Source organism: Altericroceibacterium spongiae (assembly GCF_003610805.1).
Lineage (GTDB): Bacteria > Pseudomonadota > Alphaproteobacteria > Sphingomonadales > Sphingomonadaceae > Altericroceibacterium > Altericroceibacterium spongiae.
In genome coordinates this window covers 278312-294370 of the sequence record NZ_RAPF01000004.1, presented here as the reverse complement: position 1 = coordinate 294370, position 16059 = coordinate 278312, and the positions used below count along the sequence as shown (strand labels likewise).

16 protein-coding genes and 1 other RNA gene are annotated in these 16059 nt (G+C 57.4%); 4 read left to right on the top strand and 13 right to left on the bottom strand.

Going from position 1 to position 16059, the window contains the following annotated elements; all coding sequences use genetic code 11:
* Positions 1-250: 250 nt before the first annotated feature.
* From D6851_RS09760 to D6851_RS09735, 6 genes are all read right to left on the bottom strand, one after another.
* On the bottom strand, positions 251-592 hold the full coding sequence (locus D6851_RS09760) for a YbaB/EbfC family nucleoid-associated protein (RefSeq protein WP_120324685.1): 342 nt from the start codon (positions 590-592) through the stop codon (positions 251-253).
* Complete coding sequence (locus tag D6851_RS09755; RefSeq protein WP_238474023.1) at positions 589-2508, bottom strand: DNA polymerase III subunit gamma/tau; 1920 nt, start codon at positions 2506-2508, stop codon at positions 589-591. Before D6851_RS09755 ends, D6851_RS09760 begins: the two co-directional genes overlap by 4 nt.
* A 56-nt stretch (positions 2509-2564) precedes the next feature.
* Positions 2565-2659, bottom strand: an RNA gene (gene ffs, locus D6851_RS09750) — signal recognition particle sRNA small type.
* Positions 2660-2719: 60 nt separating this feature from the next.
* Positions 2720-2998 carry an ETC complex I subunit gene (locus tag D6851_RS09745; RefSeq protein ID WP_120324683.1) on the bottom strand — a complete coding sequence of 93 codons (279 nt, stop codon included), beginning with the start codon at positions 2996-2998 and terminating at the stop codon, positions 2720-2722.
* A gap of 32 nt (positions 2999-3030) precedes the next feature.
* Positions 3031-5448, bottom strand: a complete 2418-nt coding sequence (hrpB, locus tag D6851_RS09740; protein WP_120324682.1) for an ATP-dependent helicase HrpB — start codon at positions 5446-5448, stop codon at positions 3031-3033.
* A gap of 111 nt (positions 5449-5559) precedes the next feature.
* Entirely contained in the window at positions 5560-6582 is a 1023-nt protein-coding gene (locus tag D6851_RS09735; protein ID WP_120324681.1) for a polyprenyl synthetase family protein, read from the bottom strand.
* A gap of 65 nt (positions 6583-6647) precedes the next feature.
* Between D6851_RS09735 and D6851_RS09730 the strand changes: the two genes are divergently transcribed.
* Complete coding sequence (locus tag D6851_RS09730) at positions 6648-6965, top strand: chorismate mutase (protein ID WP_120324792.1); 318 nt, start codon at positions 6648-6650, stop codon at positions 6963-6965.
* Between the two features lie 45 nt (positions 6966-7010).
* Here the strand turns inward: D6851_RS09730 and D6851_RS09725 are convergent, their stop codons facing one another.
* The 5 genes from D6851_RS09725 to D6851_RS09705 all read right to left on the bottom strand — a co-directional run bounded on the left by D6851_RS09725 (position 7011) and on the right by D6851_RS09705 (position 10800).
* Positions 7011-7403 (bottom strand): acyl-CoA thioesterase, encoded by a 393-nt coding sequence (locus D6851_RS09725; RefSeq protein ID WP_120324680.1) that lies wholly within the window; start codon positions 7401-7403, stop codon positions 7011-7013.
* A gap of 67 nt (positions 7404-7470) precedes the next feature.
* Positions 7471-8886 carry a sensor histidine kinase gene (locus D6851_RS09720; protein ID WP_420797106.1) on the bottom strand — a complete coding sequence of 472 codons (1416 nt, stop codon included), beginning with the start codon at positions 8884-8886 and terminating at the stop codon, positions 7471-7473.
* Positions 8887-8902: 16 nt separating this feature from the next.
* Positions 8903-9580 (bottom strand): response regulator transcription factor, encoded by a 678-nt coding sequence (locus D6851_RS09715; protein WP_120324679.1) that lies wholly within the window; start codon positions 9578-9580, stop codon positions 8903-8905.
* Between the two features lie 101 nt (positions 9581-9681).
* Complete coding sequence (locus tag D6851_RS09710) at positions 9682-9987, bottom strand: PepSY domain-containing protein (protein WP_120324678.1); 306 nt, start codon at positions 9985-9987, stop codon at positions 9682-9684.
* A gap of 99 nt (positions 9988-10086) precedes the next feature.
* Positions 10087-10800, bottom strand: a complete 714-nt coding sequence (locus tag D6851_RS09705; protein ID WP_120324677.1) for an SIMPL domain-containing protein — start codon at positions 10798-10800, stop codon at positions 10087-10089.
* A gap of 108 nt (positions 10801-10908) precedes the next feature.
* Between D6851_RS09705 and D6851_RS09700 the strand changes: the two genes are divergently transcribed.
* On the top strand, positions 10909-12705 hold the full coding sequence (locus D6851_RS09700; RefSeq protein WP_120324676.1) for an ABC-F family ATP-binding cassette domain-containing protein: 1797 nt from the start codon (positions 10909-10911) through the stop codon (positions 12703-12705).
* Between the two features lie 28 nt (positions 12706-12733).
* Here D6851_RS09700 and D6851_RS09695 read toward each other — a convergent pair whose 3' ends face one another.
* Entirely contained in the window at positions 12734-13207 is a 474-nt protein-coding gene (locus tag D6851_RS09695) for a DUF6456 domain-containing protein (RefSeq protein WP_120324675.1), read from the bottom strand.
* Positions 13208-13303: 96 nt separating this feature from the next.
* Between D6851_RS09695 and D6851_RS09690 the strand changes: the two genes are divergently transcribed.
* Positions 13304-13876 carry a helix-turn-helix domain-containing protein gene (locus D6851_RS09690; RefSeq protein ID WP_120324790.1) on the top strand — a complete coding sequence of 191 codons (573 nt, stop codon included), beginning with the start codon at positions 13304-13306 and terminating at the stop codon, positions 13874-13876.
* Entirely contained in the window at positions 13873-15054 is a 1182-nt protein-coding gene (locus tag D6851_RS09685; RefSeq protein ID WP_120324674.1) for a glycosyltransferase, read from the top strand. The genes D6851_RS09690 and D6851_RS09685 overlap by 4 nt, the downstream gene beginning before the upstream one ends.
* A 24-nt stretch (positions 15055-15078) precedes the next feature.
* Here the strand turns inward: D6851_RS09685 and secF are convergent, their stop codons facing one another.
* Entirely contained in the window at positions 15079-16056 is a 978-nt protein-coding gene (gene secF, locus D6851_RS09680; protein ID WP_120324673.1) for a protein translocase subunit SecF, read from the bottom strand.
* Positions 16057-16059 lie beyond the last annotated feature (3 nt).

The window sequence follows — 16059 nt, the reverse complement described above, 5'->3', positions numbered from 1 at the left end:
GAAAATCCGGAGATTTTCGGTATATTCACGCCATATTGGACCATTAAAGGCGTTTTGTCACAGGCATGACGGAGCACACAGGGCTGCCGCGTAAAGGATTCGTGCCGAGACTCTTCTGTCTGCGGCCCTCGCGGCGCAGGCAGAGGGAAACGGGTTCTTCGGCCCACGATCAGGCCAAGCTGCAGCATGAGGCGCATCGCGGCCTCAGAAAGCCACCGCCCGGCCCCGATGCTATCGGCCCATAGGGGTGTCAGCCCATGCCGGGAAAGTTAAAGCCCGGCGGCAGGCCCATGCCCTGCTGGACCTTGCCCATTTCCTCATTGGCGGCCTGATCGGCCTTGCTGCGGGCATCGTTGAGAGCGGCCGTGACGAGATCTTCCAGCACCTGCTTTTCTTCCGGCTTCATCAGGCTGTCATCGATAGAGACACCGAGCATCCGGCCCTTGGCGCTACAGCGGATCTTGACCAGTCCGCCGCCCGAACTGCCTTCCACTTCGATCGAATCGAGCTTGGTCTGCGCCTCGCCCATCTGTTTCTGGATCGTTTCGGCAGCCTGCTGGGCTGCCTGCAACATTTCTTCCATGCTCTTCATGCGCGTTTGCTCCATTGTCTGTCGCTTTTCAGCGTATCCGTTTCATCGATCAGCTCCGCGCCGGGGAAAGCTTCGAAAGCCGCTTTCACCAGAGGCGCTTCGCGAATTTGCCGTTCGGTTTCGGCTTTGGCCGCCTCTTCCTGTTCGCGCAGAGACGGCGTCCCTTCTTCCTCCGAGCGTTCGACCGTCCAGCGCTCCGCCGTTGCATTGAACAACGCCTCACGCAGCAAAGCGGTCGGATCTTCGGGCAGGCCGGGGGCGAGCGAATAGATCAGTTCGCCCTGTTTCAGGCTCACTACCCTCACCCAGTCACGCATAGTCTGCCAGGCACGCAACTGGCCCGAATGTTCGACCTGTTCGAGCAGTTCCGTCCACCGGACCGGCGGCCCCGCCGCAGCCGGAGCTGCGCTGCCGCTCTCCCCGGCCGGCCCTTCCGAACCCTGCCCCGCTGCCGGTGCAGAAGCCGGGGCCATGCCATTGGCCGCCATATCCTGAAGCGTGCGGGCAAGCTGGCCGGGATCGGGCATGCCCGAAGCGTGCAGCACGCGCAGCAGCGCCATTTGCGTCGCCACCAGCGGATCGGGCGCCTGCCGCACTTCGTCATAGCCCTTGAGCAGCAATTGCCACAGGCGATGGAGCTGTGCGGCGGAAAGACGCCCGGCCCATTCCTCGATCGCTTCGCGCTCTTCCAGTGTCGGCGCATCCGCGGCATCGCCGCCAACCTGCGCCACGGTGATGCGGTGCGTCAGATCCATCGCGCCGCGCATCAGCGCCAGCGGTTCGACACCGAGCGCATATTGCCGGGCGATTGCATCGAGAAGAGCTTTGGCTTCTCCCTGCAGCATGGCCTCGAACAAAGTGCGCTGCGCGCTCTTATCCGACAGGCCGAGCATGTCGCGCACACGTTCTGCCGTGACCACCCCGCCTTCATCGAGATCGGCATGAGCAATCGCCTGATCGAGAATCGACAGGCCGTCACGCACCGAGCCTTCAGCCGCTGCGGCCACCATGGACAGCGCTTCTTCTTCCGCCTCGACATTTTCCCGGCGGCAAATGCTTGCAAAATGCTGCCGGAGCATCGGTGTCGGAATACGGCGCAGATCGAAACGCTGCGTCCGGCTCAGCACCGTGACGGGCAGTTTGTCCACCTCGGTCGTTGCAAAAAGGAACTTCACATGCGCCGGTGGCTCTTCCAGCGTCTTGAGCAGCGCATTGAAGGCATTGCGCGACAACATGTGAACTTCGTCGATAATATAAATTTTGTAGCGGGCCGAGACCGCGGCATAGCGCACCGCCTCGATAATCTCGCGCACATCGTCCACCCCGGTATGCGAAGCCGCGTCCATCTCGATCACGTCGATATGGCGCCCTTCGGCAATCGCGCGGCACGGTTCGCACTGGCCGCAAGGATCGATCGTCGGACCGCCCTGCCCGTCCGGCCCGATACAATTGAGCGCCTTCGCAATCAGCCGCGCGGTGGATGTCTTGCCCACCCCGCGCACCCCGGTCATCAAAAAGGCATGGGCGAGACGGTCACGCTCGATCGCATTGGCGAGCGTGCGGACCATCGCATCCTGACCGATCAGTTCGGAAAAGGTCTGCGGGCGATATTTACGGGCCAGAACACGGTAAGGCTGAGCAAGATCCGGCGCCGGTGCAGGCGAATTGACAGGCGAAGCGGGCTGAGGCTCTGCGGAAGTGCTTTCTGGCCCTGCTGAAGGCGCTTCTGGCCCTGTTAGAGTCTTTTCAGGCTCCCTTGTCGGCGCAGGCATTTTCGGCGCGGATTCGGCTGTTTCAGGCTGACCCTGGGGCAACTCTTCCCCACCGAAAAGCGCGGATTGCCCGGCTTTTTCCAGCTCTTCTGCACTGGGTTGCGACTCGTCACGCTCCTCTTCGGGAGGCCGGTCGCCAAACATGTCCGCGGAATCATTCATGGCAGACAAGATAGGGGCTGGTGCTCATAATGTCAGGGGGAAAAGGAGCCGAGCGACCCGTCGCAATCCGGTATGGCTGCTTCCTTCCGGACCTGACCAGGTTAACGAACGCAAACGTCCGCCCGACTCCCGGCGCGCCATATGGCGGGAATGAAACAGTTTTGCAACCGGTTGCCTTGCGGCGGGTCTTCAATCAGCGAAAATTATCAGCATAAGCCTGAATTTTCAGACGCTTGGGCGGCACGGCATGAACAATGGCAGAAATGCCATATTTGTCCGCATAAGCCTGCGCTGCTTCCTGTGACGGAAATTTGAGCTGGACCTGTTCCCGCGTATCGCCACTGCCAGCCCATCCCATCAACGGGTCGGGCTTTTTGGCCTCGGCGGGCACAAATTCGAGGATCCACTGATCCACCAGCGCCTTGCCGGATTGCATCGCATTCTTCGGTCGTTTGTAGATACGTGCCTGCATAAATGTCGCTTTCCTGCGAATTGACGTGAAAATCAAGAGCGATCGAAGGCTTTCTTCGTTTTCAAACTCGGTCTCTCAGCCCAGGGTTCCTCCGGCCAGCGATGTTTGGGATAGCGCCCTCTCATATCCTTGCATACATCGCGCCAGCTTCCGCGCCAGAAACCGGGCAGATCGCGAGTTGCCTGAATGGGTCTCCCGGCCGGGCTGGTCAGATTCAGCAGCAGCGGCGTACGCCCGATCATCGGGTGCGAATCGAGCCCGAAAAGCGCCTGAACCCGCACTTCTACAGAAGGGGCTCCTTCCCCGGCATAATCGATCCGGTGATGCGTTCCTACCGGCGTCGTGAAGTCGCGAGGCGCCTGCCGGTCGAGAGTCTGCCGTGTGTTCCAGTCGAGCCGTGCCAGCAAAGCCTCTGTTAAAATGCCTTTCGGTATCTTCAGATCGCGTCTTTCCGACAGGGCCGGAGCCAGCCATTCCTGCGCTTCTGCCTCCAGACGGTCGGGTTGAAACGCATCGAGCCCGACAAACCGGGCTCGCGCCATCAATTCTGCCGGCACAAGCAAATCGAGCCGCTCCACTGCTTTTTCGAGCAACAGCGCCTCCACCGCCTGCGAGTCAGGATCAGGGTCCGGCCCGCTGGCCATTGTAATTGCGCCCAGCCGCCGTTCCACGCGAGCCTCAACTCTTTCATTCGCCCAGCGCAGAACGGAGCGACGTTCGATTCGCTCTCCAAGCCATTGCTCGACATCTTCGGACGACAGCGCCAGCCCGGCAGTAATTCGCGCTCCGCGTGCCTGCCCCTGTGCATCGCTGATTACCATCCATTCGCTTCCTGCCAGCGGAGAAGCCGTGTCACAAATATAGCCGCGCCCGCCTGCGGAGAGCCAGTTTTCTCCCGATGTATCGCGCCGCCGTGCGACATTATCAGGCAGAGCATAGGCCAGGAGAACACTCAAAGGCGGCGCAGCATCTTCTACCGAAGAAATCAGCTTTTCTGCGCGTTTCGCCCAGCCTTCAGCCAGTTTGCGGGACGCTGTGGCCCGGCCCGAACGATCCGCATTCCAGCGAGCCAGCCGCTGCGCCAGATCCTCCCCGCGGCCGCCCAGCCCCCGCTCCTGCATCAGCAAGGCCAGCCGGGCAGCATCCCGAGCCACACCGTGGCGTGCGCCGAAAAGCAGCATGGCAGCCTGCCAGGGCGCCATCGGCAAGGCAGCGATCTTCCGTCCCCAACTGGTAATCCGGCCGTCTAAATCGAGCGCATTCAGGGCCTGCAGGCGCTCGTAGGCGGATGACAGAGCTTTGTCTGGCGGACTATCCAGCCATTGCAGCGACGCCGGGTCACCCACTCCCCATTGCGCGAGAGCGAGCGCAAACGGAGCAAGATCCTGTGTAGCAATTTCGGGCGGATCGAATGCCGGACGCCCGGCATGCGCCGCTTCTTCCCACAAACGATAAGCGACACCAGGCCCGGTTCGCGCTGCACGCCCGGCCCTTTGTGCCGCCGATGCCTGACTGGCACGCACCGTCACCAAATGAGTCAGCCCTGCGGCAAGATCGAATTCGGCACGACGAGCGAGACCGCTATCGACCACAACCGACACGCCTTCGAGCGTAATCGAGGTCTCAGCTATCGCCGTGGCCAGCACGATTCGACGACGATCTTCCTCATCACGACGAATCGCTGCGCGCTGTGCAGCGGGCTCTACCTGTCCGTGGAGAGGCAGAATGGGAACATGCGGGAGCTTTTCTTCCAATCTTTGCCGGACACGCTCGATTTCCCGAACACCGGGCAGAAAGGCCAGAATATCGCCCTGCTCATCGCGCCATGCCTGAAGCACGGCGGACGTCATTGCTTCTTCGACCCGCAATTCCGGTCTGCTGCCAAGCCATTTCACCGTCAGAGGCCAGGCTTTGCCTTCGCTTTCGATTACGGGTGCATGATCGCCCAGCAATCGTGCAAATCGCGCGCCGTCGATCGTTGCCGACATAACCAGAAGACGAAGATCGTCCCGCAGAATCTGCTGGCTCTCCAGCGCGAGAGCGAGGCCAAGATCGGAATCCAGATGCCTCTCATGCGCCTCGTCAAACAGGACAGCCGACACACCCGGCAACTCCTGATTTTCCAGCAATTGCGCGACAAAAATTGCCTCGGTCATCACCAAAATACGCGTCTCGCCTGAGCGCTTCGTATCAAGCCGGGTGAGATAGCCAGCACGCTGCCCCACTTTCTCGCCTAAAATCTGCGCAATCCGCTCTGCTGCGGCTCTGGCAGCGACACGGCGCGGGCTGAGAAGGATGATCGTGCCACTGCACCATTCCTCATCGAGCAGTGCGGGGGCTACCGCCGTCGTCTTGCCTGCTCCCGGTGGTGCGATCAGCACAGCGGAATTGCGCTCCCGCAAGGTAGCCAGCAAATCGGGCAAAACCGTATCGATCGGCAAGTCACTCACAGGACAACTCCTGCCGAAAATCGCATATTATGGCGAGAGCCGGAGTAAGAAAACCGGATCGCATAAGAGACGGAAAGCTAAAACGGGAATAGCCTCGCCCTGCCAGTTAGCTCAGTAAAGCCGGGAGACAGCGAATTGCGCCGCCTCCACCATTGCCGCCCGGGCCTCGCTATCGGGAAATATTGACAAGGCATCACAGGCCTTCTCCGCAAATTCCAAGGCCTTTTCACGCGTTGCAGCCACCGTATCGTGCTGATGTATCAGCTCAATCGCATATGCCAGATCTTCATCTTCATTGCGGAAACCGGCAATCGCTTCCTGCCAGAACTTGCGCTCTTCGGCGGAACCTTTAGCATAAGCGAGAATCACAGGCAGAGTCATTTTGCCTTCGCGGAAGTCATCGCCCTGATCCTTACCCATCTCCGCGCGTTCGGAATCGTAATCGATCGCATCGTCAACAAGCTGGAAAGCAATACCGAGATTGCGCCCGTAATCGTCGAGCGCCTTTTCCTCTTCCGCACTACGCTCGGCAATAACGGCGGAAATCCGGCTGGCAGCAGCGAATAACGCTGCCGTTTTGGCGCCAATGATATGAAGGTAATGATCCTGGCTGGTTTCGATTTTGCGCTGAGCAGTCAGCTGATCGACTTCCCCCTGCGCGATCACGACACTCGCATCGGACAGCACTTTGAGAGCCCGGAGATTGTCTGCATCCACCATCAGCTCGAAAGCCCGGGCAAACAGAAAATCGCCCACCAGAACAGTGGCCGGATTCCCGTACACAATATTGGCTGCTTTCTTTCCCCGGCGTGTTTCCGAACCGTCTACCACATCGTCATGCAGCAAAGTGGCAGTGTGGAGAAATTCGACTGCGGCGGCGAGCTTGTAGTGATGATCTCCTTTATAGCCGACCAGTTCAGCACCGGCGAGTGTCAGCATCGGGCGCATACGCTTGCCCCCGCCTGAAATCAGATGGCCGGCCAATGCAGGAATCAGCGGAATTTCGCTCTGCATTCTTTCAAGAATCACGGAATTGACCGCCTCCATGGAAGGGGCGGTCAGTGACAGGATCGGCTCCAGACTGGGCTGGTTTTGACGATCCTTCGTCTCAAGAGATACTGCCTCTGCGCTCATACATGCCGCAAATGGTCGGTATTGCCCCGCTTGGCAAGCGCGGAATAGATGCTAGCAAGGGTGATATGGCCAATATCGAAGACCAATCACCGCCCCGGACAAGCCCTGACAAGGTTCTCAGCGGCTTTCGCAAGAGCATCGACAATATCGATGCTGCATTAATTCACATGCTTGCCGAGCGATTTCGGATCACGCAGGCGGTAGGGGCCTATAAGGCGGAAAACAAGCTTCCTCCAGCCGATCCGGCTCGGGAAGAACGGCAGATTAGACGGCTGCGAACATTGGCAGAAGAAGCTGATCTCGATCCGGAATTCAGCGAAAAATTCATTCGTTTCGTAATTGAGGAAGTGATCCGTCATCACGAACTCGCTCGCCGTGACTGACCGGTAAGGACAATTTGCCTCACCTCATGCATGAGGTGAAACCGGTCATTTCCCATCCGACCCGATAAAACGTCTGGCCAGGTCGCCAGCCACGCGCATCGGGCGATGCGAAACCGAATCGAGACAACACCAGCAACTCGTCACTTCAGCCAGAATTTCCTCACCCCGGCGAAACAAGGTACGAAAAAAAGTCCGGGCGCCCTGCACTTCCTGCGCGATCACCTCTGCAATCACCTCATCGTCGAGGAAAGCCGGCTTACGATATGTGATTTCATGCTTAAGGGCGACCCACAGATGCGAGGCCTGCGCCTCTGACGGGGCGACCGCTTCCCAGTATTTCACGACTGCATCCTGTACCCAGCGCAGATAAACGGCATTGTTCACATGACCCATGTGATCAATGTCGGTCTGTACGATATCCGGCGCATAGCGAAACATGGCGCAATCCTCCTTATCTTGGAAGAATTTTAATTTACAGTATTGTTAACCATGCTGCAAGGCAGCATCATCCTCCGGCGCGCGGCAAGTCGAGCTGAACCAGCAACCCGCCCAGGTCCTCGCTTTCATGGAGGGAAACGTCGCCGCCATAGATATGAGCAACGTCGCTGACGATGGCCAGGCCGAGTCCGGTGCCTGGCTTTTCGGTATCGAGTCTTGCGCCACGGGCAAAAATACTCCTGCGGTCTTTTTCAGGAATGCCCGCACCATCATCCTCAACCCAAACACGGCATAGGCGTTTTTCAGGCGCGGCATCGACCGTAACAAAAACGCTTCCGCCGCCATATTTCGCCGCATTCTCGATCAAATTGCCCAGAATTTCGTCGAGATCCTGTCGCTCGATCGCCACCTCCGCATGGTCATTGCCATCGATATCGAAACGCACATTGGGGTAGAGTCGCGACACAGCCCGTTGCACCGCAACAGCACTGTCGAGCACATTAGCGCGTGCCTGCCCGACGGAACGCCGTCCGGCAGCCCGAGCCCGCGCCAGATGGTGATCTACCTGCCGCCGCATCGCCGCCGCTTCGCGCAGCACTGTCTCATCGAGATCCGGCGAATGGGCACTGGCTGCGTTGGTCAAAACAGTCAGCGGGGTTTTAAGCGCATGAGCAAGGTTCCCCGCATGGGTCCTCGCTTCTTCAGCCTGCTTTTCCGAATGGGCGAGCAGCGCGTTCAATTCCTCCACCATAGGCTGCACTTCCTGCGGCAACGGGTCGGTAACGCGATTGGCGCCAGCGGTGCGGATACGGGCAATAGCCAGACGAACCCGGCGCAGTGGGCTGAGACCATAGAAAATCTGCATGGTGGCCATCAGCAAAAGGCCAATGCCCAGAATGGCGAAACTCCAGATCAAGATCCAGCGGAACCGGGCAATCTGGGCATCCAGTTCTTGCCGGTCAGCCGCCACAAGGAAATGCCATTTCGTGTTGCTGCCGGGTAATATGATAGTGCGCTCTACCACCCGCAACGGTTCGTTATCGAACTGGCTGCTGTCATAATAATGTGGCTGATAATCCTCCTGCAGACCCCGCATTTTCAGAGTACGATCCCAGAGCGAGCGGGAGAGATAATCCTCATGCCCTTCCCCGCTAATTTGCCAGTAATGGCCGCTATTGGGCTCCAGAAAGCGCTGGTCACCAAGCAGGCGATTGAAGTAGACCTCGCCTTCCGGACCGATTTCTGCCGAGCCAATCATGGCTGTCAGCACATAATTGAGCTGATCGTCGAACTGGTTGGTCACAAGACCGGTCAGTGTGCGGTCAAGCGCTACACCGCCAAGCAGCAGCAGAATGGTGATCCACCCCGCCGCAATCAGCATCATGCGCCGGGCAAGACTTCCCGTATGCGGAGGCGCGGCACCGGCAGCGATAGCCTGCTCCTCCAGCGAGCCGTCTCCGCCGCCTGTCGACGGAACGGCCATGCCGGGGGAACCCGGCTTATTCGCGCGGGGCTGCGTCGGGGTCGTCGAGGCTGTAACCGAGGCCACGGATGGTTGTAATCACATGAGCACCCAACTTTTTACGGATGCGCGTTACGAAGACCTCGATCGTATTCGAATCGCGGTCAAAATCCTGATCGTAAATATGCTCGATCAGTTCGGTGCGGCTGACCACCTTGCCCTTATGGTGCATCAGATAGGACAGCAGCTTATACTCCTGTGCAGTAAGTTTCACCGGCTCACCGTCAAGCGTCACCCGTCCCGAACGGGTATCGAGGCGGACATTACCCGCCACCAGTTCGGAAGACGCATTGCCCGAAGCACGGCGGATCAACGCACGAAGCCTGGCGATCAGCTCTTCCGTCTGAAAAGGTTTAGCGAGGTAATCATCAGCCCCGGCATCGAGACCGGCAACCTTGTCCGACCAGCTATCACGCGCAGTCAGAACCAAAACGGGAAAATTCCGGCCTTCCTTACGCCACATACCAAGGACAGTAAGCCCGTCGATCTCGGGCAGACCGAGATCGAGAATCACGGCGTCATATTCTTCCGTACTGCCTAGAAAATGGCCATCTTCGCCATCTGTGGAAAGATCCACTGCATAGCCATTCTGCTCTAGCGACGATTTCAATTGCTGGCCGAGGGTCGGTTCGTCCTCGACAATCAGGATACGCATGCACTTTCCCCTGCGGTTAAGGCGGCCCGTGATGTGGGCTCTTCCATGGAACACGTCAACTGCATGACGGGTTTCCACTGAATGGGTTCAGGTGCCACTATTCAGTTCGAACGGCTGATAATTCGGCCCGATCGTGCATCCACATCGATAAACACGACCCGCCCATCTTTGATAAACTTCAGACGATAGGCTTTGGCTGCCGCATCATATTCAGGGCCGAGATATTCGTGCCCCTTCATTTGCGGAAGAACCTTGCGTTCAATATCACGCAAGGACTGGACATTGCCTTCACGGATGGCCTTGCGCACCTGCCCCTGTTCGTCACGAGACTGTTCAGCCGCAAACGAAGGTGCTCCCAGACACAAAAAGGCGGGAAGAATAGCAAGAGCAACAGTGAGTTTTCGCATTACGCTATGATGCCTAATAGCAAGGCATTGAACAATGACTGAATAATGTTTCCTCCAGAAAGGAGCAGACCGGCCGGAAATGCCGGTCTGCGCACATGATCAATTGGTCATTTCATACTTAACGGCAACGGTAACGCCTGTTTCCACCATACCCGGCTTGATGGGTGTGGATTCCGCCTGCGGGGCTGCAACCGCCATCATCCGGTCGCTCATAATCGGCTGACTGCGCGAAATTGCCTCGCTCACCTCCAGCAAACGTATGTTGGAATAGCCAGCCCATTGCGCATATTCCATGGCCTGCTTTTTTGCGCTGTCGAGTGCTTTACGCCGAGCTTCGGCTTTGACATTCTCGTCATTGTCCAGCGACCAGTTCGGGCCATTGAGATCTGTCGCGCCAGCGGCCACCAGTGCATCAAGCGTAGGCCCGACTTCATCAATGTCCCGCAGGGTGATATTCACACGGTTGCTGGCCTGATACCCACGAAAAATCTGTTTACGGGTTTGCTGGTCATAATCGTAACGCGCACTGAGATTGATCCCGGATGTCTGTACATCACGATCCTCAATGCCCAATGCGGTTATTCGCTTGATGACCGCATTCATCTGTTTTGCATTAGCCTGCATCGCTTCCACTGCGGTTTGCGCTTCAGTGGTCACGCCCGCACTCATATTGACAATATCGGGTTCGGCTTTGACCCTTTCATTCACATTCAGCTCGATTACCGGCCCAGTGGCCTGAAGATGCACTTCGGCAGCTATGGCCGGGCTGGCAATCGCGCTAGCGGCAAGAAGCGGCAGGGCATAACGGATCATAATCAAGCTCTCCTCGGTAGAACGCGCCTTTTTTGCGCCTGTTGGAATTACGCCCCGATGAACCTGGTGTTCCTTGCTACTTGGCGTAACAGTTCCTAATGGCCGCATATGGCTGAAGCACCGATTTTAAGTTGGGAGGGTCTGGGCCTCCATCAGGGTACAGGCTGGCTCTTCAAGGATCTCGACGTTAACATCGCCCCGCGCGACCGACTTGCGCTGATCGGGCGCAATGGTGCGGGCAAGACAACATTGCTCAAGCTCATTTCAGGCGAGATCGAAGCTGATAAAGGTACGCGCTCGGTTCAGCCGGGCACACGAATCGTGGTGCTTGAACAGGATCCCGACTTCACTGGTTGCGATACGCTGATGGACTATGCGCTGGGTGGAAAAGACGCCCCACAAAGTTTCGAAGTCGAAGCAATTGCCGGTCAGCTTGGAATCGACATGGAGCGCAAAGCGCATAGCGCGAGCGGCGGCGAACGGCGTCGTGCGGCTCTCACCCGTGCGCTGGCAATGGAACCCAATCTCCTGCTGCTTGACGAACCGACAAACCACCTCGATCTCGCCGCAATTGACTGGCTGGAAGGCTGGCTTTCCCGCTATAAAGGGGCCTTCGTCACAATCAGCCATGACCGGACATTTCTCCGTAATCTTACTCGCGCAACCCTATGGCTCGACCGGGGAAGTCTGCGACGCAAAGAAATCGGCTTCGGCGGCTATGAAGCATGGGAAGAACAGGTCTATGCTGAAGAAGCCCGCGCAGCCGATAAGCTCGACGCCAAGCTGAAGATAGAAGCACACTGGCTTCAGCGCGGCGTAACGGCCAGGCGCAAACGTAATCAGGGCCGCCTCGAAAAACTGCATCAGATGCGCGCACAGCGAGCGGCGATGACAGCACCGCAGGGCACTGCCAAGATGAAGCTGGCAAGCGACGATGTAAAAACCAAATCGGTTATCGTGGCCGAGAATGTTTCCAAGAGCTTTGGCGAACGCCCTATCATCCGCGATTTCAATCTGCGCATTCAGCGCGGTGACCGCATCGGCATTGTCGGCGCCAATGGCGCGGGCAAGAGTACATTGCTGAAACTGCTAACCGGTGAAATCGAACCCGATAGCGGCACGATAACTCTCGCCCAGACATTGAGCGGCGTAATGATCGACCAGCAACGCAGCCTGCTTTCACCGGAAAAAAAAGTCCGTGATATCATCGCCGAAGGCAGCGACTGGGTGGATGTGCGCGGCACACGCAAACATATCCAAGCCTATATGAAGGATTTTCTCTTCGATCCGTCGCTGGTCGAAGCCAAGGTCGGTACCTTGTCAGGAGGCGAAAGGTCACGCCTGTTACTGGCGCGCGAGTTTTCCCGCCTTTCCAACCTGCTCGTGCTGGACGAGCCTACTAACGATCTCGATCTCGAAACGCTCGATCTGCTGCAGGAAGTGATTGCCGATTATGATGGCACGGTACTGATTGTCAGCCATGACCGTGACTTTCTCGATCGCACGGTGAACGTCACTCTCGGCCTCGATGGTAGTGGCTATGTCGATATCATCGCCGGTGGCTATGAGGACTGGCAGGCCAAACGCACCCAGCGCAACCTTACTGGTACCAAAAGCAAAAGCGCCGAGGACACAAAACCCGCTTTCAGTCCCCCTCCGCCTAAGAGCAAGAAACTCTCTTATAAAGATCAGCGCGATTACGATTTGCTGCCGGGCCAGATCGAAAAGCTTGAGGCGCAGATAGTACGCGGAGAAGACGCACTTTCAGACCCGGAACTCTATACGCGCGATCCGGGCAAGTTCCAGCAACTGACCACAGCACTGGAAAAGGTTCGCGCTGAAAAAGATGCTGCTGAAGAACGCTGGCTGGAACTCGCCGAACTGGTAGAGATGGCGGAGGAATAAACGATATGAGGTCTCCGCCCTTTCTTGATCATTTCATTCGATAAAAATCGGCAACCCGGTCCAGAGCGAGCCTCAGCACCAGCTTGCCGCTGCGAGCAGGCCATTGAAGCCCTTTTTCCGCAGTTGTCAGCGTTTCTCCAGCACATACCACCCGCCAGAGAATGTCCTGCAACCCCCGACCGGCCACCGCAAGCGCACCGTCAAATCGCTCCTTGGCCGCCAATTGCCTTTCGGTCGGGGTCATACGCTGGCCGGCACCGCCTTTGATATGCACAGGCGTCCAGTTCATCGTGATGCTCGCAGAAAGTTGCGCGCGCTCATAGTCCCGACGCAATTGCTCGCCTGCGGCAAATAGCCGGTCATCGAGATGACCGTGTGCATGCAACCAGGAAAGAGGCGACTCCGCCAGATTAACCGTCGCCACTCGCCCTTTGCGCCCAACTTTGCCTTTTCTGCGCGGCCCTTCGCTGGTGAGCGGACAAATGGCATATTCGGCTCTCATAGTAGTCTCCTCTTAGCATCCTATAAACGAGACTTGCCAAATAGGGGTTCATGTAGGAAACATAAAAACCATATCGGTTATTTTGTAGAGGTGCAGATGATCAATCGCATTCGCGACATTCGCAAAAGCAAAGGCATGACGCTGGCTGAAGTGGCGGAAAGGTGCAGCCCTCCCACCACCGCGCAGACTATCGGCCGCCTCGAAACAGGCATGCGTAATCTCTCTCTGAGCTGGATGAATCGGATTGCCGCCGCTCTCGATGTCGAACCGGAAATGCTGGTAAAGGACGAAAGACACCCCACCGCACAGTTCGTCGCACGACTGACTGGAAACGGCGCAGAAACATTAGACAAGCCGCGCGATGCCATCCTGCCCGTTGAGCTCAACAACAGCGCCCCTTTGCTATGTGTCGACATTGAAGTTGCACAAGGTGAATATCGGGCTGGAGATCAGCTATGGATGCGCAAATTGCCGCCAGACGAAGCGCAAACCTGTATTAATCGAGACGTACTCGTCCCACGCAAGGGCGGGCGTTTTGCGTTTGGCCGACTGATCGATCGGCAGTCCAGACTGGTCGGAATTCTTCCACCGGGCATCGGACAGCGGCAAATCGTGGTAGATAATCCGTCATGGCTGGCCGTGGCAGAAATGCTGGTGCGTAAGTTGTGAAACGGGTTCTCTCGCTTTCCACACTCTATCCCAATATCGCAGCCCCGCGTTTCGGCACTTTCGTGGCACGACAACTCGAAGCACTCGCTGCAAGGGGAGACTGGGATGTCACGCTCATCAATCCCATCGGATTACCACCCCTCCCATTCGGCCGTTATCGCACGCTGGCAGCGGCCAGAGCGGATGGCGAAGAGCAAGGCGTACAAATCTACCGTCCGCGTTTTACGCTGCTTCCTAAATGGGGCGGCCCGATCAACCCCGCAATGATCGCACGCGCAGTCATTCCCTTGGCGCGCAATCTCCATACGAAAAAACCTTTCGATCTGGTCGATGCACAGTTTTTCTATCCCGATGGCCCTGCAGCCGAACGAATCGCTCATGCACTCGGTTTGCCGTTATCGATCAAGGCACGGGGAGCCGATATTTCCTATTGGGGCACACAGAGTTCACCCCGCAAACAGATGCTGGCCGCAGCAAAAAAGGCCGCCGGCTTACTGGCTGTGTCAGAACAACTGGCGGAAGACATGGCGGCCATGGGTCTACCGCGCGAAAAGGTTACAGTCCATTATACCGGGCTCGACCACAAACTGTTTCACCCGCTCGATCCGCAAGAAAGCCGCCAGCGGCTGATAGAACGATTTCAGCTCGCCATTCCTGAAAATGTTTCGCTTCTGGTGACCGTAGGTGCCTTCATTCCGCGCAAGGGTCAAAGATTGGTGATCGAAGCTCTGCTCGCCCGCAAGGACACACATCTGCTGCTGGCCGGTCAGGGCCCGGATGAGACGATGCTGCGCCAGATGGCAGGTGAGCTGGGCCTTGCCGAGCGTGTTCATTTCCTTGGCTCCCTGGACGACATAATGCTCCCGGTGCTGTTTTCTGCTGCCGATGCAATGGTATTACCGTCCGAGAGTGAAGGACTGGCAAATGTCTGGGTTGAAGCACTTGCTTGCGGGACCCCGCTCGTCATCACACAGGTTGGCGGGGCTGGTGAATTGTTGCGCTCTCCCATTGCCGGACGGATGGTGGAACGCAATACGCCTGCCATCGTCGAAGGGATTGAGGCGGTACTCACGTCTACTGCTCCGGCGGCAGATATCGCAGCGACAGTGGCCCATTTCAGTTGGGAGAACAACGCCGCGGAACTGGCGGCTTATTTTACGGAGATCGCGGACCGATAAGCCGGTCCGCGATCTTCATTACGATCAGCTCTCGCCTCGAGCAGCTTTTTCTTGCTTATCTACCTTGCTTTCCACCGGCACAAAGCTGTTGGAGCTTACCCCGAGCCAGATCAGAATCGGCGCCGCCATATAGACCGAGCTATATGTACCGACAAAGATACCCAGGGTGATTGCTGCCGTCAGACCGAACAGACTTTCCGGCCCAAAGAAGAGCAATGGAATCAACGCTACCAGCAGCGTCAGGGAAGTCATGACGGTACGCGCCAGCGTTTCATTCACCGACAGATCAAGCATTTCGACAATCGGCATCTTGCGATATTTCTTCAAATTCTCGCGAATACGGTCATATACCACGATCGTATCGTTGAGCGAATAACCGATGATAGCGAGGATTGCGGCAATAATCTGCAGGCTGAATTCGAGCTGGAACAGTGCAAACATGCCCAGCGTCAGCGAAACGTCATGGAACAGAGCGAACAGCGCGCCTACGCCGAACTGCCATTCAAAACGAATCCAGATGTAAAGCGCGATAGCCAGCATCGCGGCCACCAAGGCGTAAATGGCATTGATACGGAATTCGCCGGAGACTTTCCCCGACACAGTATCCACACCGTCTACCCGCAGATCGGCGTAGTTTTTCTGCATCGTAGAGACAATTTTCTGGGACATTGCCTCAGCAGCACCAGGTTTACCTTCCGCACTTTCCGGCAACGCCACCCGAATGGAAATTTCATTCGGTGCCCCGAAACGCTGAATGACAGGATCACCATAGCCAAGCGTACCGATCTGGTCGCGTAACTCCGCAATTGGCGCGTCCTTCGATTGCGTGAAAGTTGCCCGGATTTCCTGACCGCCAGCAAAGTCGACGCCGTAGTTGAGGCCCTTGGTCAAAACCAGCGCCCAACTGGCGGCTATCAGCAAAACGCTTATGATGTAGAAAGGCACACGCCATTTCAGGAAGTGGATATTGGTGTTCTCGGGGACGAGTTTGAGCAGTCTCATGAT

Coding starts and splice junctions, on each gene's coding strand:
- D6851_RS09760 (WP_120324685.1), bottom strand. CDS start 592: ATGAAGAGCATGGAAGAAATGTTGCAGGCAGCCCAGCAGGCTGCCGAA.
- D6851_RS09755 (WP_238474023.1), bottom strand. CDS start 2,508: ATGTTTGGCGACCGGCCTCCCGAAGAGGAGCGTGACGAGTCGCAACCC.
- D6851_RS09745 (WP_120324683.1), bottom strand. CDS start 2,998: ATGCAGGCACGTATCTACAAACGACCGAAGAATGCGATGCAATCCGGC.
- D6851_RS09735 (WP_120324681.1), bottom strand. CDS start 6,582: ATGAGCGCAGAGGCAGTATCTCTTGAGACGAAGGATCGTCAAAACCAG.
- D6851_RS09730 (WP_120324792.1), top strand. CDS start 6,648: ATGGCCAATATCGAAGACCAATCACCGCCCCGGACAAGCCCTGACAAG.
- D6851_RS09725 (WP_120324680.1), bottom strand. CDS start 7,403: ATGTTTCGCTATGCGCCGGATATCGTACAGACCGACATTGATCACATG.
- D6851_RS09720 (WP_420797106.1), bottom strand. CDS start 8,886: ATGGCCGTTCCGTCGACAGGCGGCGGAGACGGCTCGCTGGAGGAGCAG.
- D6851_RS09715 (WP_120324679.1), bottom strand. CDS start 9,580: ATGCGTATCCTGATTGTCGAGGACGAACCGACCCTCGGCCAGCAATTG.
- D6851_RS09710 (WP_120324678.1), bottom strand. CDS start 9,987: ATGCGAAAACTCACTGTTGCTCTTGCTATTCTTCCCGCCTTTTTGTGT.
- D6851_RS09705 (WP_120324677.1), bottom strand. CDS start 10,800: ATGATCCGTTATGCCCTGCCGCTTCTTGCCGCTAGCGCGATTGCCAGC.
- D6851_RS09700 (WP_120324676.1), top strand. CDS start 10,909: ATGGCTGAAGCACCGATTTTAAGTTGGGAGGGTCTGGGCCTCCATCAG.
- D6851_RS09695 (WP_120324675.1), bottom strand. CDS start 13,207: ATGAGAGCCGAATATGCCATTTGTCCGCTCACCAGCGAAGGGCCGCGC.
- D6851_RS09690 (WP_120324790.1), top strand. CDS start 13,304: ATGATCAATCGCATTCGCGACATTCGCAAAAGCAAAGGCATGACGCTG.
- secF (WP_120324673.1), bottom strand. CDS start 16,056: ATGAGACTGCTCAAACTCGTCCCCGAGAACACCAATATCCACTTCCTG.